General features: G+C 68.4%; 16 protein-coding genes. 7 read left to right on the top strand and 9 right to left on the bottom strand.

Annotated features, from left to right (window positions below; translation table 11 throughout):
* Genes AC0IY0_RS08505 through AC0IY0_RS08490 form a run of 4 tightly spaced genes read right to left on the bottom strand, consistent with a single transcriptional unit; the run spans position 1 to position 4,050 of the window.
* A complete protein-coding gene (locus AC0IY0_RS08505) occupies positions 1 to 798 on the bottom strand; it encodes an ABC transporter ATP-binding protein (RefSeq protein WP_147907587.1) in 798 nt (265 codons plus the stop codon).
* On the bottom strand, positions 795 to 1,724 hold the full coding sequence (locus AC0IY0_RS08500) for an ABC transporter ATP-binding protein (RefSeq protein ID WP_471763573.1): 930 nt from the start codon (positions 1,722 to 1,724) through the stop codon (positions 795 to 797). Before AC0IY0_RS08500 ends, AC0IY0_RS08505 begins: the two co-directional genes overlap by 4 nt.
* Positions 1,724 to 3,133 carry a high-affinity branched-chain amino acid ABC transporter permease LivM gene (gene livM, locus AC0IY0_RS08495; protein WP_147907585.1) on the bottom strand — a complete coding sequence of 470 codons (1,410 nt, stop codon included), beginning with the start codon at positions 3,131 to 3,133 and terminating at the stop codon, positions 1,724 to 1,726. Before livM ends, AC0IY0_RS08500 begins: the two co-directional genes overlap by 1 nt.
* Positions 3,133 to 4,050 (bottom strand): branched-chain amino acid ABC transporter permease, encoded by a 918-nt coding sequence (locus AC0IY0_RS08490; RefSeq protein WP_147907584.1) that lies wholly within the window; start codon positions 4,048 to 4,050, stop codon positions 3,133 to 3,135. The genes livM and AC0IY0_RS08490 overlap by 1 nt, the downstream gene beginning before the upstream one ends.
* Before the next feature lie 244 nt (positions 4,051 to 4,294).
* Here AC0IY0_RS08490 and AC0IY0_RS08485 point away from each other — a divergent pair, with 244 nt between their 5' ends.
* The 5 genes from AC0IY0_RS08485 to AC0IY0_RS08465 all read left to right on the top strand — a co-directional run bounded on the left by AC0IY0_RS08485 (position 4,295) and on the right by AC0IY0_RS08465 (position 9,192).
* Complete coding sequence (locus AC0IY0_RS08485) at positions 4,295 to 5,575, top strand: dicarboxylate/amino acid:cation symporter (protein WP_147907583.1); 1,281 nt, start codon at positions 4,295 to 4,297, stop codon at positions 5,573 to 5,575.
* Positions 5,576 to 5,605: 30 nt separating this feature from the next.
* Positions 5,606 to 6,532 (top strand): amino acid ABC transporter substrate-binding protein, encoded by a 927-nt coding sequence (locus AC0IY0_RS08480; RefSeq protein WP_419829646.1) that lies wholly within the window; start codon positions 5,606 to 5,608, stop codon positions 6,530 to 6,532.
* 103 nt (positions 6,533 to 6,635) lie between these two features.
* A complete protein-coding gene (locus AC0IY0_RS08475; RefSeq protein WP_471763572.1) occupies positions 6,636 to 7,346 on the top strand; it encodes a DUF1007 family protein in 711 nt (236 codons plus the stop codon).
* Positions 7,337 to 8,329, top strand: coding sequence for a nickel/cobalt transporter (locus AC0IY0_RS08470; RefSeq protein WP_471763570.1), 993 nt, complete (start codon positions 7,337 to 7,339; stop codon positions 8,327 to 8,329). The genes AC0IY0_RS08475 and AC0IY0_RS08470 overlap by 10 nt, the downstream gene beginning before the upstream one ends.
* Positions 8,330 to 8,475: 146 nt before the next feature.
* Entirely contained in the window at positions 8,476 to 9,192 is a 717-nt protein-coding gene (locus AC0IY0_RS08465; protein ID WP_461231139.1) for a hypothetical protein, read from the top strand.
* On the opposite strand, the gene AC0IY0_RS08460 is transcribed toward AC0IY0_RS08465, so the two are convergent.
* Both AC0IY0_RS08460 and AC0IY0_RS08455 read right to left on the bottom strand, forming a co-directional pair.
* On the bottom strand, positions 9,193 to 9,780 hold the full coding sequence (locus tag AC0IY0_RS08460) for a histidine phosphatase family protein (protein ID WP_147938402.1): 588 nt from the start codon (positions 9,778 to 9,780) through the stop codon (positions 9,193 to 9,195).
* 140 nt (positions 9,781 to 9,920) lie between these two features.
* On the bottom strand, positions 9,921 to 10,316 hold the full coding sequence (locus AC0IY0_RS08455; RefSeq protein ID WP_147907578.1) for a VOC family protein: 396 nt from the start codon (positions 10,314 to 10,316) through the stop codon (positions 9,921 to 9,923).
* A gap of 410 nt (positions 10,317 to 10,726) precedes the next feature.
* On the opposite strand from AC0IY0_RS08455, the gene AC0IY0_RS08450 reads away from it, so the two are divergent.
* Complete coding sequence (locus AC0IY0_RS08450; protein WP_471763568.1) at positions 10,727 to 12,418, top strand: methyl-accepting chemotaxis protein; 1,692 nt, start codon at positions 10,727 to 10,729, stop codon at positions 12,416 to 12,418.
* Between the two features lie 323 nt (positions 12,419 to 12,741).
* Here the strand turns inward: AC0IY0_RS08450 and AC0IY0_RS08445 are convergent, their stop codons facing one another.
* A complete protein-coding gene (locus tag AC0IY0_RS08445; RefSeq protein ID WP_147941553.1) occupies positions 12,742 to 13,095 on the bottom strand; it encodes a hypothetical protein in 354 nt (117 codons plus the stop codon).
* Positions 13,096 to 13,696: 601 nt separating this feature from the next.
* On the bottom strand, positions 13,697 to 14,500 hold the full coding sequence (locus tag AC0IY0_RS08440; protein ID WP_419829649.1) for a pentapeptide repeat-containing protein: 804 nt from the start codon (positions 14,498 to 14,500) through the stop codon (positions 13,697 to 13,699).
* Between the two features lie 183 nt (positions 14,501 to 14,683).
* Between AC0IY0_RS08440 and AC0IY0_RS08435 the strand changes: the two genes are divergently transcribed.
* The gene (locus AC0IY0_RS08435) at positions 14,684 to 15,358 is read left to right on the top strand and encodes a Crp/Fnr family transcriptional regulator (RefSeq protein ID WP_147941552.1); all 675 of its coding nucleotides are present in this window, start codon (positions 14,684 to 14,686) and stop codon (positions 15,356 to 15,358) included.
* 51 nt (positions 15,359 to 15,409) lie between these two features.
* Here AC0IY0_RS08435 and recF read toward each other — a convergent pair whose 3' ends face one another.
* A complete protein-coding gene (gene recF / locus AC0IY0_RS08430; protein ID WP_471763566.1) occupies positions 15,410 to 16,546 on the bottom strand; it encodes a DNA replication/repair protein RecF in 1,137 nt (378 codons plus the stop codon).
* Positions 16,547 to 16,791 lie beyond the last annotated feature (245 nt).

Below are 16,791 nucleotides of genomic sequence, written 5' to 3'. Positions count from 1 at the left end.
TCATGCCCCGACCGGGCCGGTATGGCCCCCTTCCAGATAGGCGGCCTTGACGTTCGGATCGTCGAGCAGCGCCCTGCCGGTTCCGCTCAACGTGACGCGACCGTTGACCAGCACGTAGCCGCGATGGGCGAGCTTCAGGGCGTGGTAGGCGTTCTGCTCGACCAGAAAGATCGTCATGCCGTCCGTGCGGTTCAGCTCCCGGATCGCGTCGAAGATGCCCTTGACCACCAGCGGCGCCAGGCCGAGCGACGGCTCGTCCAGGAGCAGCAGGCGCGGACGGCTCATCAGCGCCCGGGCGATGGCCAGCATCTGCTGCTCGCCCCCCGACATCGTGCCGGCGCGCTGGTTCAGGCGCTCCTTCACCCGCGGGAACAGGGTGCAGACCTTCTCGAGATCCTCCTGGAAGTAGCGCTCGCCGTGGAGCGAGGCGCCCATCTGGAGGTTCTCGAACACGCTCATCCGCGGGAAGACCCGGCGGCCCTCCGGCGATTGTGCGACGCCGAGCCGGGCGATCTCGTGGGTCGGCAGCCGGGTGATGTCGCGCCCGTCGTACGTGATCGTCCCGGTGCGCGCCTGGGGGCTGCCGAAGATCGTCATCATCAGGGTCGACTTGCCGGCGCCGTTGGCGCCGATCAGCGTGACGATCTCGCCGTCGGCGACGTCGATATCGACGCCCCGTAGGGCTGCGACGCTGCCGTAATAGGTCGAGACGTCGCGCACCGCGAGGAGCGGGGGCTTGCCCCCCGCCTGGATCGCCCGGGTTTCCTCGACCAGGACGTTGATGCCGGCCACGCTCATACCGAAGCCTCCGAGCGGTTCACGTCCGGACGCGTCGGGTCCCCGTGCGGCACGGTGAGGCCGACCTCGGCCTCCACGGCTTCCACCTCGTCGTCCTCGACGCCCAGATAGGCGGCGATCACCTTCGGATCCGCCCGCACCTCGGCCGGAGTGCCGTCGGCGATCTTCTGGCCGTAATCCAGCACGACCACGTGATCCGAGATCTCCATCACCACCGACATGTCGTGCTCGATCAGCAGCACGGAGGTGTCGTGCGCGTCCCGTATGTGGCGCAGCAGCGCGTTGAGCTCGGCGGACTCACGCGGATTGAGGCCCGCGGCCGGCTCGTCGAGGCAGAGCAGCACCGGATCGGTGCACATCGCCCGGGCGATCTCCAGCCGGCGCTGGGCGCCGTACGGAAGGGCGCCGGCCGGATCGTCGGCCCGCGCCATCAGGTCGATCCGGTCGAGCCAAGCCTTGGCCCGCTCGATCGCCTCGGCCTGCGCGTCCCGGTAGCCCTTGAGGCCGAGCAGACCGAACAGGGTGTAGCCGGAGGCGCGCATCAGCGGCTTGTGCTGGGCGACCAGCAGGTTCTCCAGCACCGTCATGCCCTGGAACAGGCGGATGTTCTGGAAGGTCCGGGCCACCCGGGCGGTGCGGTTGACCGCGTGGTTCGGCAGCCGCTCCAGCAGGTGCGTGGTGCCGTCGTCATGCGCGAGCCGGAGCATACCCTCAGTCGGCTTGTAGAAGCCGGTGATGCAGTTGAACACCGTGGTCTTGCCGGCCCCGTTCGGGCCGATCAGGGCGGTGATGTCGCCGCGCCTGGCCTCGAAGGACAGGCCGGAGACGGCGGTGAGCCCGCCGAACCGCATGGTCAGGTGCTCGACGGCGAGCACCGGCGGGGCGGAGACCTGCGCCTGCGCCCGGGGATCCGGATGAAGCGCCATCAGCCGTGCCCCTCGCTCACATGCGCACCCGAGACGGCGCGGCGCTCGCCCAATGACACGGAGGGCAGGCGCACCGAGATCAGGCCCCGCGGTCGCCAGACCATCATCGCCACCATGGCGAGCCCGAACAGCAGCAGGCGGTACTCGTTGGGATCGAAGCCGTCACCGAAGACGGCTTTGAGGAAGCCGAGGTTGCGCAGCATCTCGGGGCCGCCGACCATGGCCACCGCCGCGATGGCGACGCCGACCTGGCTGCCCATGCCTCCCAGCACCACGATTGCCAGGATGATCGCGCTCTCCAGGAAGTTGAAGCTCTCAGGGCTGATGAAGCCCTGGCGCACCGCGAAGAACGAGCCCGCGATGCCGCCGAACGCCGCCCCGAGGGCGAAGGCCGTGAGCTTGGTCGCCGTGGTGTCGATGCCGAGTGAGCGGCACGCGATCTCGTCCTCGCGCAGCGCCTCCCAGGCCCGCCCGATCGGCAGCCTGCGCAGGCGCAGGGTGACGAAGTTCGTGAACAGGGCCAGCGCCAGGATGAGGTAGTAGAGGAACACCAGCCGGTGCATCGAATCGTACGGGATGCCGAACCGGGCGGCGAAGCCGTCCTCGCCGGCGCTGAACGGGATGCCGAAGAAGGTCGCCCGCGGGATCGACGAGATGCCGGCCCCGCCCCCGGTCACGTCCGTCCAGTTGATCAGGACGAGGCGGATGATCTCGCCGAAAGCCAGCGTCACGATCGCGAGGTAGTCGCCGCGCAGGCGCAACACGGGGAAGCCGAGCAGCATCCCCCACAGGCCGGCGAACACGCCCGCCAGCGGCAGGCAGATCCAGAACGACAGGCCGAAGGTGGTCGACAGCAGCGCGTAGGAATAGGCGCCGACGGCGTAGAAGGCGACGTAGCCGAGATCGAGCAGGCCGGCGAGGCCGACCACGATGTTGAGGCCCCAGCCGAGCATCACGTAGGTCAGGATCAGGATGCCGAGATCGATCCAGTAGCGCGCCGACGACAGGCCGCCGGTGGCCGCAGCAGCGATCGCCGGCAGGGTCAGGGCGATGCCGACGAACAGGTACAGGCCAACCTTTGAGGTCTTCTGTCCGGCCGCGGGCTCGCCCTGGACCGCCTCGGTGGCCTGGGCCGGGGAGGGGGTCAGGGCGCGGCGGGCGTCCCGGCGCAGGAGAACGAGGCGCTGGAGGACGCGGACGACGAAGATCGCCGCGCACAGCGATGCCACGAGGCCCCAGCGGGGCAGGAGCAGGAGGTCGCTGCCGGGTCCGGCCTCCGTGCGGTAGCTGATGATCGGCACGCAGAGGCCGAAGGCGACGAGCGCGTAGATCGCGGCATCGCGCAGGATGCCGGCCATCGCGGATCCGGGAATCGCGGTGGCGGTGGTCGCGGAGTTGGGGTTCGCCATCAGACCTTCTCGACCTCCGGCCGGCCCAGGATGCCAGACGGCATGAAGATCAGCACGATCGCCAGGATCGAGAACGCGGCGACGTCCTTGTACTCGATGGAGAAGTAGGCCGACCAGAAGGTCTCGATCAGCCCGATGATCAGGCCGCCGAGCACGGCGCCGGGGAGCGAGCCGATCCCGCCGAGCACCGCCGCGGTGAACGCCTTCACGCCGGGCACGAACCCGTCCGAGAACGACACGACGCCGTAGTACATCAGGTAGAGGACCCCGGCGACGGCCGCGAGCGCGGCGCCGAGCACGAAGGTCAGCGAGATCGTCCGGTCGACGTCGATGCCCAGCAGGGCGGCCATCTTGCGGTCCTGCTCGCAGGCGCGCTGCGCCCGGCCGAACGGGGTCCGCTGCACGAGATACCAGAAGCCGGTGAGCAGCACGGCCGTGACCGCCATGATCAGGATCTGCTTGTAGGCCAGGAACACCGCGTAGCCGTCGCGCTCGAACAGCGTGATGCCGCCCGAGAGCATCGGCGGCGTCGGCTTGTTGCGTGCGCCCTGCACCACCTGGACGAAGTTCGACAGGAAGATCGAGACGCCGATCGCCGAGATCAGGGGCGCCAGCCGGAACGAGCCGCGCAGGGGCCGGTACGCGATCCGCTCGATCGCCCAGCCCCAGAGGGCGGTGAGCACCATGGCGACCACGAGGACGATCAGGAATGCCAGGGCGATCGAACTAATGCCCAGCCAGGTCGTCAAGAGAAGGAAGGTGATCAGCGCAATGAAGCAAGACACCATAAACACATCGCCATGGGCGAAGTTTACCATTCCAATAATTCCGAACACCATCGTGTAACCGATCGCGATCAGACCGTAGATCGAACCGAGCGTAAGCCCGTTTATCAGCTGTTGTACGAAGACGTCCATGTATTCTCGCGGGCGCAGGTTTTTGGTCCAGCCTGCAGAAACGGCAGGCAAGCCGGGAGAGCAAGTCTCGTACCGCAGCTGCGACCAGTCGGCCACAGGTTTCAACCCCGGGCGAACGTCCCGGGAAAACAGTCGGCCAAGTCAGTAACACCCCGCGAATGGGCTTGCATCTGGCGTAGTTCGTGCTTCACGTTAACGAAAATCAATGCTGGTCCATCCCGGGCGGCGACGAGGAGCAGTACCGATGTCGGGTTCACGGCTCACGACGTTGATTTTCATCGGCATGCTGCTTGGGATAGCGGTGGGCTACGCCTGCAGCATCACCTGGCCGGATCCGCAGACGGCCAAGGAAATCGCCGGCTATATCGCACTGGTCTCGGACATCTTCCTCCGCCTGATCAAGATGATCATTGCGCCGCTGGTGTTCTCGACACTTGTCGTCGGCATCGCCCATCTCGGGGATACCGCCGCGGTCGGCCGGGTCGGTGGAAAAGCGTTGCTCTGGTTCGTCGGGGCCTCGTTCTGCTCGCTGATGCTGGGCTTGATCCTGGTTAACCTTATGCAGCCGGGCCACAATCTGAACCTGCCCCTGCCCGATGTCGGCGCCGGCACCGGGCTCAAGGCGGCTTCGCTGTCGCTCAAGGAATTCGTCACCCACCTGGTGCCCAAGAGCGCCGTGGAGGCGATGGCCAACAACGAGATCCTGCAGATCGTGGTGTTCTCGATCTTCTTCGGCGTGGCGCTCGCGGCGCTCGGCGAGAAGGGGCACTTCCTGGCCCAGGGCATCGAGGGCCTGGCCGACGTCATGCTCAAGGTGACCGGCTACGTGATGCTGTTCGCCCCCGTGGCGGTGTTCGCGGCCATTGCGGCCACGATTACCACGCAAGGGATCGGCGTCCTCGTGACCTACGGCAAGTTCCTGGTCGAGTTCTACGCCGGCCTCGCGGTGCTCTGGGCGCTGCTGATGGGCGTCGGCTTCCTGATGCTCGGCGGCAGCGGCATCATGCGGCTGTTCAACCTGATCAAGGAGCCGTTCGTGCTCGCCTTCTCGACCGCGTCTAGCGAGGCGGCCTACCCGAAGATGCTGACCAACCTCGAGCAGTTCGGCGTGCCCAATCGCATCACCTCGTTCGTGCTGCCGATGGGTTACTCGTTCAACCTGGACGGCTCGATGATGTACTGCACCTTCGCGGTGATGTTCATCGCCCAGGCCTACAACATCCCTCTCACCTGGGGCCAGCAGCTCACGATGCTGTTCCTGCTGATGGTGACCTCGAAGGGCATGGCCGGCGTGCCGCGCGCCTCGCTGGTGGTGATCTCGGCGACGCTGGCGCAGTTCAACATCCCCGAAGCCGGCCTGCTGCTGATCATCGGCATCGATCAGTTCCTGGATATGGGCCGCTCGGCCACCAACGTGCTGGGCAACAGCATCGCCACCGTCGCGGTGGCCAAGTGGGAGGGCCAGCTCACCAGCACCGATCAGCGCCTCGACCATGTCGGCACGGTCCCATCGCCGGCTGAATAGGACGGCTCGGGGTCACGCGGAGGACACGGGATGTCGGCGATGCGGTTCGGCTTGGTCATGGCAGGCGTGCTCGCCTTGGCGCTGGTGGGCGCCCCGCGCCCCGCCGATGCCGTCGAGGTGCTCACCGGCACCCTGAAGCGGGTGGCCGAGCGCGGCGAGATCGTGCTCGGCTATCGTGAGAGCTCGGTGCCGTTCTCTTTCGTGGAGGGCAAGCACCGGGACGGCAGCCCAAGGGCGATCGGCTACGCCATCGACCTGTGCGGCGAGATTGCCGACGACATCCAGGCGGCGATCGGACGAACCGTGACGGTCCGGTACGAGCCGGTCACCGCGGAGACGCGCATCCCAGCCCTGACCTCGGGCAAGATCGACCTCGAATGCGGCTCGACCACCGCCAACGCCGAGCGGCGCCGGAGCGTCGCCTTCTCCCCGGTCGACTACATCAGCGCGACGCAGCTATTGGTGAAGAAGGGCTCCGGCGTGGCCTCCTACCGGGACCTCGGCGGCAAGACCGTGGTGGTCACGGCCGGCACCACCAACGAGAAGGCGGTGCGCGACCTCCTGGCCAAGCTCAGGATCCAGGCGCAGATCGTGACGGCCCCCGACCATGCGGCGTCCTACGCCATGGTGAAGGCCGGTCAGGCGGACGCCTTCGCCACCGACGACGTGCTGCTCTACGGCCTGATCGCCACCGACAGCCAGGACGGGGCCAACTACACTGTCCTGCCCGACAAGCTCTCCTACGAGCCGTACGGCATCATGTTCCGCAAGGACGATCCAGAGTTCGCCGGGATCGTAGCCCAGACCTTCACGAGGCTCGCCGAATCGCGCGCGCTGCGCTGGATCTACGAGCGCTGGTTCCTGAAGCGCCTGCCCAACGGCGAGCGCCTCGACATCCCGATGTCGAACGACCTGCGGACGAGTTTTCAGCTGATGGGCCTGGACGCGCAGGAGTGACGTCTCGGGACCTGTTGCGCCTCGCTTTCGCCCAACCAGCGGATGAGGAAGGGGCCGCGTTTCTCGTGGTCCCCCCTCTCTGCAGCGAGCGTGCCGCCGCCCCATGCCGATCGCCGCGCCTTTCCCCAAGCCCGTCCCCAAACCGGTGCCGAAGCCGGCCCTGAAGACCGTCGCCCTGCTCCTGGCCGCCGGCCTCGCCTGCGCCGCCACGCCCGCGTCCGCCCATCCCCATGTCTGGGTCACCGCGAAGGCGCAGCTCGTCTATCAGGACGGCAAGCTCGTGGGCGTGCGCGATACCTGGAGCTTCGATCCCGAATACACCGCCTTCGTCACCCAGGGGCTCGACGCCAACAAGGACGGCACGCTCTCGCCCGACGAATTGGCTGGGCTCGCGGCCGAGAACACCAAGAACCTCGCCGAGTTCGGCTACTTCACGAAACTGAAGGTCGGCGGCAAAGACCAGGCCTTCGCCGAACCGAAGGAGCCGGCGATGCGCCTTGAGGGCAAGGCGCTGGAGCTGAGCTTTCTGCTGCCGCTCAAGGCGCCGGTCCAGCAGGGCAGGGGCGTCGCGGCCCTGGAAGTCTACGACCCAACGTATTTCGTCGCCTTCTCCTTCGCGGAGGGCTCGGACGCGGCCACCCTCGCGGGTGCGCCGCAGGGCTGCGCCGCCACGGTCACTCGTCCGAAGACGGAGCAGCCCAAGACCGCCGAAGCCGGTTCGCCCGGCATGACCGAGGCCTTCTTCGAGGCGCTCACCGCCGCCTCGTCCTACGGAGTCCAGTTCGCCAGCCGGATCCTGGTCGCATGTCCGTAGGGATCGGCGTCGCCGCGCAGCCCCGGTACGGACGGCTCGGGCTGCGGTTGGGTCTGATGGCCGCCGCCGTGGTGCTGGCCGCCCTCGTGGCAGCCGGGCTGGCCTGGCTCATCGCCCCCGGGATCGCCGCGCCGCCGACACGCTCGCCGTTCGGCATCGGCTTCCGCGAGGCGGCCCCGGCCGCCTCGGGTCTCGGCGGCGTGATCCTGGCCCTGCAGGCGAGCTTCTCCCGCAGCCTCAACGCCGCCGTAATGGCGCTGAAGGGCGGCGGCGACTGGGCACCGCTGATCGGCCTGGCCTTCGCGTACGGCGTGTTCCACGCCGCCGGCCCCGGCCACGGCAAGGCGGTGATCGCCGGCTACATCCTGGCAGGCGAGCGGGCCCTGCGTCGGGGTTGCGCCCTGAGCGCCTGCGCGGCCCTGCTCCAGGCGCTGGTCGCGGGGGCGATCATCGGGATCGGCACCGTGGTGCTGAACGCCACCGCAGCCGGAGTGACCCGGGCCGGAACCGTGATCGAGACCGCCAGCTTCGCCCTCGTCGCCGTGGTCGGGCTGTCGCTGACCTGGCGTAAGGCCGGCCGGCTCGTCCAACTCGGGACGCCCTGTGGACCTGGCTGCGCCCACCTGCCCGACGCCCGGACGCTCGACAGCCTGGATAGCTGGCGCGCCCGCGCCGGCGTGGTCCTGGCGGCGGGCTCGCGGCCCTGCGCCGGAGCGGTGCTGATCCTGGTCTTCGCGGTCTCGCAGGGGGTGCCGGGGGCGGGGATCCTGGCTGTCCTGGCGATGGCGGTGGGCACCGCGCTGACCACCACGGCCCTGGCCTGCCTCGCAGTCTTCGCCAAGCGTGCGGCCCTGCGCCTCGCGGGCGGTCGCGGCCAAGCGGGTCTGCTGGTCATCGGCGGCCTGGAGCTCGTGGCCGCCGCCTTCGTGCTGGTGCTGGGCGTCGCGATGCTGTCCGGCCTGGCAATGAACCTCGGCGGGTGAGTCCGCAATCGAACGGTCGAAGCCCGTTTGCGGATGCCGGGCAGCGCGCGGGCTGTCGCAGGATCAGCCCCTTACCGGCGAGCAAAATCGTCTCGCCAACAGGGCTTTAGCGTGTCACGCTGCCGTCTCGAGGCGGAGGAGCGCGGATGCACGCCGACTTCCTGACGATCCTGAACTGGCGCCTGCTGGCCGGATCGCATCCCTTCCCGGGTCCCGATGGCGGAACCTGCATCAACGAGGCGGCGATCGTGGCCGCCGGGCTGCCTTACAAGGCGATCCGTTCCAGCGCCGATTGCCCACCCTGCTTCTCCAGGCCGATCGCGGCCTATGCGCTGGGCCTCAACGACGCGATGCCGGACGACGCGCGGTCCCAATTGATCGCCTTCGTGCTGCGGCTGTCCGGCAGCGCCGACCGGCCGGACGTCGAGGCTGCCCGGACCCGGCGCCTCGCTCTGGACAGCATCCGGCAGATCCTGGCGCCCCTCTGCGCTCGGGCTGGCATGGCCGAGCATGCCGAGGCCTGTGCCGGCGCGCCGGACCTGAGCCTAGCCCTGGCGGCGGCACGGTCGGCCGAATGGCAGGGCGGCGCGCTGGCGCAGGAAGCCGCCCGCATGCGGCGCTGGCGGGACGGCGCACTGCAATCCGCGGTCGCCCGCACGGCGACGGCGGCCCAGCGCGCGGCCGAGGATGCCCGCTGTGCCGCCGAGGTCGCCGAGGGCGCGGCCCCGTTCGTGCCGGACACCTGGGCGCGGGCCTGCACGATCCTCGACGCTGCCCTGGCGATCGGCCGGCAGGCGCCGGAGATCGACCTCATCGGCGCCCGTGCGCGCCTCGACGCGGCCCGGGCGCGAATCCCGGCCTGATCAGGCCAGGACGGGCTCGGCGGCGAGGTCGAGTTCGATGGAGGCGCAGTTCTCCAGGAATGTGCCGGTGAGGTGATAGAAGAACGTCCCGTGACCGACCACCGCGATCGTCGTCTCGGGCCGCCCCCGCAGCCACTCCCGGAATCCGGCCACGCGGGCGTCGAACAGGTGGCGCGGCTCTACCGGGTATCCGCCGACCTCGCAGCCGGGCTCGGCATGCCACCACACCTCGGGCAGGTGGCCGACATCGAGATGCGGGAACTCGGCGGCGATCTCGGAGGCGGCCCGGCCGACGTCGCAGCTGCTCTCCTGGCACTCCCGGTGCAGCACCTCGACCAGCACCCGCGGCTGGTTCGGGTGCTGGCCGAACAGGATCGCGGCGGTCTCGATCGCCCGGGTCAGCGGCGAGATCACCACCAGCTCGAACGGGATATCCTTCAGTCGCTCCCGCGCGTCCCGGGCCTGGGCCTGACCTCGCGGGGTCAGGCGGGCGTCGAGCAGGCCGGGATCGCCGCCCCCGTGCCGGTGGGCGGCGTTGAAGGTGGATTCGCCGTGGCGGATGCAGACGATGCGGGTGGTCTCGGGCATGTGGCTCAAATGTGTCGCGTGGGGGAAGGCGGGACGTTGCAAGCGTGCGCCGCGGAAAGCGGATGCCGGTTCGGCGTCAGCGAGCGCGTTGGATCAGGGACTTAGCGCCGGTCCTGATGGCAACGCGGTCGGGAACGGCTCTAGGCGAAGCGTCCGCCGCGCTGGATGACCTCGATCTTGTAGCCGTCCGGGTCCGTGGCGAAGAAGAACCGGGCCAGCACGGTGTCGCCGTGCTTGAGGGTCTTCACGTCGGTGGCCGGGAAGCCCTCGCGGAGATGGCGGGCGTGTTCGGCCTCGACGTCGTCGACCACGACGGCGATGTGGCCGTAGCCGTCGCCGAGGTCGTAAGGCGTGTCGCGGCCCTTGTTCACCGTGAGCTCCAGCTCGAACGGAGAGGCCGGATCGCGCAGGTAGACCAGTGTGAAATCGTCGAAGTCGTAGCGGTCCGCAGCCTCGAAGCCGAAGGCGCGCGCGTAGTAACTCCGCGCGCGCTCTTCGTCGCGAACGCGGATCATGGCGTGGATGGGCTTGGACATGCGGCAGCGGTTCCGGGATCGTCGAAGCATTCGGGACGCGGTCTATGTGGCGCCGCCTCGGCCCGGGGGAAAGGGCCGACCGTCCGCTGCAACCCCACGCGGTCTCCGGACAACCGTCGCGCCGCGCCTGTACATTGATTCCTGATACCTGAAAGTAAATTCAAGTTTTTTGACACATTGATGATGCGCTCATCGGCGCAATTATGAGACACTTTCAAATATATTGTGCGATATTCTGGTTCTAAAATTGCGAATACATCTGTATTCAAACTGTATTATGCGAATAATACCTCAAATTTGGTCCTTTGACAGAAAAATAGCAGACCTTAGGGCCAGATTAATAGAATCATGATACACGGAGCATTCACCTGGGCTCCAGCCCGACCCCAGACCGACGGACCCGAACAGACATGCTGCGCCTGTCGAACCTCAAGATCTTGACCAAGCTGATCACGGTCGTCTCTCTGATCGGCGTCATTGTCGGCGGCTGCGTCTGGTACGCTCAGTCACGCATGAGCCAGATCGACGACGCCTACAGCGCGTTCATCAACGACGAGGCCGTCGCCGTAGCCGAAGGCCGGCGCCTCAACCGATTCGTCTTCGAACTCAACTACTTCGTCTATCGGATCATCGCCGAGACCGACGCGGACCAGATCCGGACCGCCAACGCGGGGTTCGAGGCCGCAGTGCCGAACCTGAAGGAAACGCTCAAGTCGCTGCGCGACCACGCGCCCAGTTTCGCGCCGCGCATCGACGCGCTGGCGATGCGAATCAACAAGTTCCTCACCGACGTCACCGAGGTGCGCCGCCTCGGCACCAGCAACCAGAACGCCCAGGCGATCGCCCTGGTCCATTCCGCGATCGATCCGACCTTCTCGACCCTCATGGTCGAAGGCAACGCGCTGTCCAACGACATCAACGACTTCATGCAGAGGGGGTCCAACGACCTGTCGGCCAAGACCGATGCCACGCGCCTCAGCCTGATGATCGTCAGCGCCCTCGGGATGCTCGCCGGCGCTGTCCTGGCCGCGTTCATCGCGATGGTCGGCATCACCCGGCCGCTCGACCGCCTGGTCGCCGTGCTGCAGCGGATGGCGAAGGGCGAGATCGAGGCGGAGATCAAGGAGGCAGCCCGCAAGGACGAGATCGGCGCCGTCGGCAAAGCCGTGGAGGGCATCAAGGCGATGGTCGCCCGCAAGGCCGCCGAGGAGGCCGAGGTCCGGCGGGTTGCCGAGGAGGCGGCAGCGGCTGCGCGCAAGCAGACCATGCTGGAGCTCGCCGACGGGTTCGAGCGCGCCGTCGGCGGCATCGTCGGCCTGGTTTCGTCCTCGGCGACGGAGTTGCAGGCGACCGCCCAGTCGATGACGGCGAGCGCCACCCAGACCGCCACCCAATCCACCACGGTGGCCGCCGCCGCCGAGGAAGCCGCCGCCAACGTCCAGACCGTGGCCGCCGCCGCCGAGGAGCTTGGCTCGTCGGTCCAGGAGATCGGCCGGCAGGTACTCGGATCGGCCGGACTCGCCCAGTCGGCGGTCGGCGAGGCGGACCAGACCCATCATCTCGTGCAGGCGCTCAGCCAGGCGGCGACCCGAATCGGCGACATGGTCGGCCTGATCTCCAACATCGCCGGGCAGACCAACCTGCTGGCCCTGAACGCCACCATCGAGGCCGCCCGCGCCGGCGAAGCCGGCCGCGGCTTCGCCGTGGTGGCCTCCGAGGTGAAGGAGTTGGCTGCGCAGACCGCAAAGGCCACCGAAGAGATCAGCCAGCAGATCGGGCAGATCCAGGGCGTGACCGGCCAGGCCGTCACGGCGATCGGGGGCATCACGGCGCGCATCCGGGAGATCGACTCGGTGGCGACCTCGATCGCCGCGGCCGTCGAGGAGCAGGGCGCCGCCACGCAGGAAATCGTCCGCAACGTCGCCCAGGCCGCCACCGGCACCAACGAGGTAACCAGCAACATCGCCGGCGTGGCCCAGGCCTCCGAGGATACCGGCGCCGCCGCAAGCCAGGTGCTCAACGCCGCCGGAGAGCTGTCGCGTCAGTCCGAGCACCTGGGCGCCGAAGTGTCCCGCTTCCTCTCCACCGTGCGGGCGGCGTAACGCACCCGTCCCCTCTGCGGGCTACGACCTTCAGAGATCGGCTCTCATTGGGCTGACAGGCCCCGCTCCCGAACGGGAGCGGGGCCTCGCGCCTCGTCCGCCACCGCTGCGTGAATCCGCCGGTCCCAGCGGTGGAGGAGACGCACTCGGGGCCGGCCTTGGCCCGGGTGCAGCAGCGCGCTCCGTGAACAGCGTAGCCCGCACGAGTAGACGGCAGAGCCACTCGCCGCTCTCGATGAATCGTCGAACGCGGCGCAGATCATAGGGCCGGCGCGGGCAAACTGCGCGTTCAGGCCCTATCCACCCGCTCCACGTCCGCTCCCTCAGCCGAGCGCGGCGCCGTTCCCGGCGAACTCCCAGACCGGGACGCCAGCCTGCTGGTCGAACCTGTTTCCCGACCCCGAGCTGATGGTGAACCTGACCCTGTGCAGCTCGAGCCGATACACCGCTCGGCCGTCCACCATCAGCGCGCCGCACCGCTTGGTCCGACGTGTGCCGAAGTGGGGGTCGACGCCGAACAGATCGGCCGTCGTCCAACCGAGCCCGTGCGCCTCGTCGCCAAACCGTTCGATGAAGTCGAGGGCGCTGTGCCGGAGCCGCACCCAGCGCTCCACCGCCAAAAAGCGACAGGGTGAGCCCTGCGTCGGCATCGCCGCGATCGAATCGCGCCAGAGCACAACAGGGCTCGGGCGGATAGCGGCGTCGATGGCTGTGCACATATTATTATAATACGACAGAAGCTAAGCATTAACCATGTGAGCTGTCGCCAATCCATCTGATTTTGAGCTTATAAAAATTTGACGCTGGCTTTAACATGAGGAATTTTTCGGCCGATATTTATCGTAACGGGAGCTTGACAAACATAGGTTCCTTATAACCGACAACGTTGCTGCGCAATAAGACAACCGCCGGTTGATTGTGGTAGAAATTTCCCGCCTTGGACCGGGTTCGGATAATGTATTCTCCCGGCCCACGCGGTAGCGGCGGTTCGGACCAAGAGCGCCGGCGCTTCCAAGATGTCTGCGGCCCTCGGGACCCAGGAATTGGCTGGTGGTGCTCGGGCTGTGCCGCGTCAGTGCTGACACCACCCGGATCATCCCGAGGCCGCGTCGCGAAGCCCGGTGATGATGCGCATTCACGCATCGTTCCGAACGGTGGCCGCCCACTCTCAGAAAACGACGATGCGGATTGAGGACCGCGCGCGTCGTGCCGGTTCTGAGATCCGGTACGATGCGCGATCGGCCGTCTCGGCGGTGAGAGCTCTGGTGAGCGCTCCGGTCAGGGTGCCGCGCGGGTGACGACGGCCCGGTCGGCGTTCACGCGTCCGGCCCAGTCCTTGGCGCGGTCCTGACCCTTGAGGTCGATCAGCCGGGCGCCGCTGACATCGACGTTCTTGAAGTCCGTGCCCGCCACCGTGGCCCCGGTCAGGTTTGCCCCGGACAAGTCCGAGCCCATCAGCACGACGTCGGTCAGGTCGGCATCCTTCAAGTCGGCGTATTCCAGGCGCGATCGCCCGAGGTTGGCCCCCTTGAGGTTCGCCCCCGTGAGATTCACCGAGGTGAACACCGCCCGCATCAGCCCCATGGACTGGTTCTTGATGTCGGCGCCGCCCTTGAGGTCCACGAGCGTCGCGCCGCTCATATTGGCGCCCTTGAAGTCGCCGATCGGCCTGGACCGGCTGAGGTCGGCGCCGGTGAGATCGGCATCCCGTGCGGTGATGCCGAACATCCTGGCGTCCGCCAGCTTGGCGCCGGACAGGTCGGCCTTCAGGAACCACGCCTGTTCGAGGTTGGCATCGCTGAGGTCGGTGCCGCGCAAATTGGTCTTGTTCAGGCGCGCGGTCCGCAGGTTGGCCCCATGCAGGTTCAGCCCGGACAGGTCGAGGCCGGACAAAGCTTTGTCGTGCAGATCGATCGGCTTGCCATCGGCGGCCGCGATCATCGCCTCGACGTCGGCGCGGCTCATCTCGGCCTGTGTCATCGCGGGCGAGGCCATGTCGGCCCCGAGCAGCAGATCCTGCTCGGCCGTGGCCGGACTGGCGGCGAGTGTAGCCAGCATGACGCTCAGGGCGAGGCGGCGCATCTTTTCACTCCCATCGGGGGCCGGGCGGAGCCGGCCCCGTATCGTGTTGGTTGGGCCGCGATGCTATGCCGGGCCGCCGAACCCGGTCGGTGACCCAGGTCACACAAGTCCGGCACGGTGGGAGAAAAACGCAACGCGCGCCGGACGATCCGCCATCGTCGCGGCCGGAGGGTGACGCCAGCCATGACGGACGCGCAGATGGTCGAGCGCTGGATCGACCGGTTTCCGCTGATGCGCGCCCTCAGCCCCGCGCACCTGCAACTCGCCCGGGGCACCGTGCAGTTCCCGGTGCTGGAGACGGGTGCCACCGCGTACGAGCTCGATGGCGAATGCGCCAACTACCTGATGTGCCTGGACGGGCGCACGCGCGTCTTCCGAATGTCGGAGGCCGGACGCGAGGTGCTGATTTACAAGGTCGGCCCGGGCGGCACCTGCGCCCTGACCACGCAATGCCTCCTGTCCGGCGGCACCTTTCCGGCGGAGAGCGTGGCCGAGGAGCGGACCCAGCTGGCGGCGCTGCCGGTGGGCTCGTTCCAGCACCTGATGGACGACAGCGCGGCCTTCCGCAGCTTCGTCATGGACGACTACACGCGGCTGATGTCCGGCCTGTTCACGCTGATCGACGCGGTCGCGTTCGCCCCGCTCAAGCAGCGCCTGGCCCAGCGGATCCTGGCCGAAGCCGATCCCCGGGGCGTCGCCATGGTCACCCATCAGACGCTCGCCGACGACGTCGGCAGCGTGCGCGAGGTGGTGAGCCGCATTCTCGCGCAATGGGCCGAGGCCGGCCTGATCGAGCTCCGGCGCGGCGCGATCGAGGTCGTCGACCGCGCCAGCCTGGCCGCCGCGGCCCGGCGGTGACGCGCGGCGCGCTCCCTCCGCTCTAACTGGAGCGGTCGGCCGCGATCCCGATCACCCCCCGATCCGCAGCACCTCCGTCCGGTCGCCCGCCTGCGCGAAGGCGGCCGGGTCGGCACCGGTCATCCAAACCTGCCCGGGGAGGGCGTCGAGGGCCTCGAACAGGCCGGCCCGGCGGCGCGGATCGAGATGCGCCGCGACCTCGTCGAGGAGAATCATCGGAGCGATGCCGCTCATCGCGCGCACCAGGCGGGCATGGGCCAGGACCAAGCCGATCAGCAGGGCCTTCTGCTCGCCCGTGGAGGCGGTACCGGCCGGGACGTCCTTTGGGCCGTGGCGGACCACGAGATCGGTGGTCTGTGGCCCCATGAGGGTGCGGCCGGCGGCGCGGTCGCGGTTGCGGCCGTTGCGCAGGGCGAGCCGGAAGCGATCCTCCGCCTCGATCGCCGGCCAGACCGCCACCAAGTCGTCGAGGTCGCCCTCCAAGCGGATCGACGCCCAGGGAAAGGGCTGGGAATCGTCGCGCGTCTCGGCGATCAGCCGGTCCAGGCGCTCGGCGGTCTCGCGGCGGGCAAGCGCGACCGCCACCCCGAGCTCGGCCACCTCCCGCTCCACGGCGTCGAGCCAGCGGCCGTCGTCGGGCCGGTCCTCCAGCAGCCGGTTGCGCGAGCGCAACGCCCGCTCCATGGCGGAGACCCGGGCACCGTGGCCGGAATCCACCGCGAGTACGAGGCGGTCGAGGAAGCGCCTGCGGTCGCCGGCGGCGCCACGGAACAGGCCGTCGAGATCCGGCGTCAGCCAGACCACCCGGACGAACTCGCTGAACGCCACCGGCGAGGCAGCGGGGGCGCCGTCGATGCGGCAGAGCCGGCTCGTGCGCCCGTCCGGCCCCGGCGGCTCGAGACCGGTGCCGAGGCGATGCTCCGCGCCGTCGCGATCCAGGGTGAGCGAGACCGCGAAGCCCCCCGGGCCGTCGACGCGCGCCATGGCGGCGAACTCCGCCCGGCGCAGGCCCCGGCCCGGCACGAACAGCGAGATCGCCTCGAGCAGGTTGGTCTTGCCGGCACCGTTCTCGCCGACCAGCGCGACGAAGCGGGCGCCGGGGTTGAGTTCGAGGTCGGCGTGGTTGCGGAAGTCGCGGGCGATCAGCCGGGTCAGGCGCGTGGATCCAGCGGCGTCGAGTTCACTCATAAGGCGGTAAGGTGGAGCGATCGCGCTCTGAATGCAGCACGCGCCCGATCGAAATGCGGTCGCCGGGAATGCGATGAAGGATCAGGCAAGATCGGAATATGAGGATCCGTTCAGTGAGAGCAATCTTCGGCGCGGGCCTGTCCGTCATCGGCTAACGACCGAGCGACGGACTTCGGTCGAATCGCGCAGCTCCGAGACGCGGCTGCCGGCGCGCGTCTGATTGTCAGCCACGATGACGGCACCGA

The sequence above is a fragment of the Methylobacterium sp. AC315 genome (genome assembly GCF_979253755.1).
The sequence above is the reverse complement of the archived record's forward strand: the minus strand, read 5'-3'. Positions and strand labels throughout refer to the sequence as shown.

What these genes read in the sequence shown, in the direction of transcription:
- AC0IY0_RS08455 (WP_147907578.1), bottom strand. Translation starts at nt 10,316, where the DNA reads ATGTCCAAGCCCATCCACGCCATGATCCGCGTTCGCGACGAAGAGCGC.
- AC0IY0_RS08505 (WP_147907587.1), bottom strand. Translation starts at nt 798, where the DNA reads ATGAGCGTGGCCGGCATCAACGTCCTGGTCGAGGAAACCCGGGCGATC.
- AC0IY0_RS08450 (WP_471763568.1), top strand. Translation starts at nt 10,727, where the DNA reads ATGCTGCGCCTGTCGAACCTCAAGATCTTGACCAAGCTGATCACGGTC.
- AC0IY0_RS08460 (WP_147938402.1), bottom strand. Translation starts at nt 9,780, where the DNA reads ATGCCCGAGACCACCCGCATCGTCTGCATCCGCCACGGCGAATCCACC.
- livM (WP_147907585.1), bottom strand. Translation starts at nt 3,133, where the DNA reads ATGGCGAACCCCAACTCCGCGACCACCGCCACCGCGATTCCCGGATCC.
- AC0IY0_RS08480 (WP_419829646.1), top strand. Translation starts at nt 5,606, where the DNA reads ATGTCGGCGATGCGGTTCGGCTTGGTCATGGCAGGCGTGCTCGCCTTG.
- AC0IY0_RS08485 (WP_147907583.1), top strand. Translation starts at nt 4,295, where the DNA reads ATGTCGGGTTCACGGCTCACGACGTTGATTTTCATCGGCATGCTGCTT.
- AC0IY0_RS08490 (WP_147907584.1), bottom strand. Translation starts at nt 4,050, where the DNA reads ATGGACGTCTTCGTACAACAGCTGATAAACGGGCTTACGCTCGGTTCG.
- AC0IY0_RS08435 (WP_147941552.1), top strand. Translation starts at nt 14,684, where the DNA reads ATGACGGACGCGCAGATGGTCGAGCGCTGGATCGACCGGTTTCCGCTG.
- AC0IY0_RS08475 (WP_471763572.1), top strand. Translation starts at nt 6,636, where the DNA reads ATGCCGATCGCCGCGCCTTTCCCCAAGCCCGTCCCCAAACCGGTGCCG.
- AC0IY0_RS08465 (WP_461231139.1), top strand. Translation starts at nt 8,476, where the DNA reads ATGCACGCCGACTTCCTGACGATCCTGAACTGGCGCCTGCTGGCCGGA.
- AC0IY0_RS08500 (WP_471763573.1), bottom strand. Translation starts at nt 1,724, where the DNA reads ATGGCGCTTCATCCGGATCCCCGGGCGCAGGCGCAGGTCTCCGCCCCG.
- AC0IY0_RS08440 (WP_419829649.1), bottom strand. Translation starts at nt 14,500, where the DNA reads ATGCGCCGCCTCGCCCTGAGCGTCATGCTGGCTACACTCGCCGCCAGT.
- recF (WP_471763566.1), bottom strand. Translation starts at nt 16,546, where the DNA reads ATGAGTGAACTCGACGCCGCTGGATCCACGCGCCTGACCCGGCTGATC.
- AC0IY0_RS08470 (WP_471763570.1), top strand. Translation starts at nt 7,337, where the DNA reads ATGTCCGTAGGGATCGGCGTCGCCGCGCAGCCCCGGTACGGACGGCTC.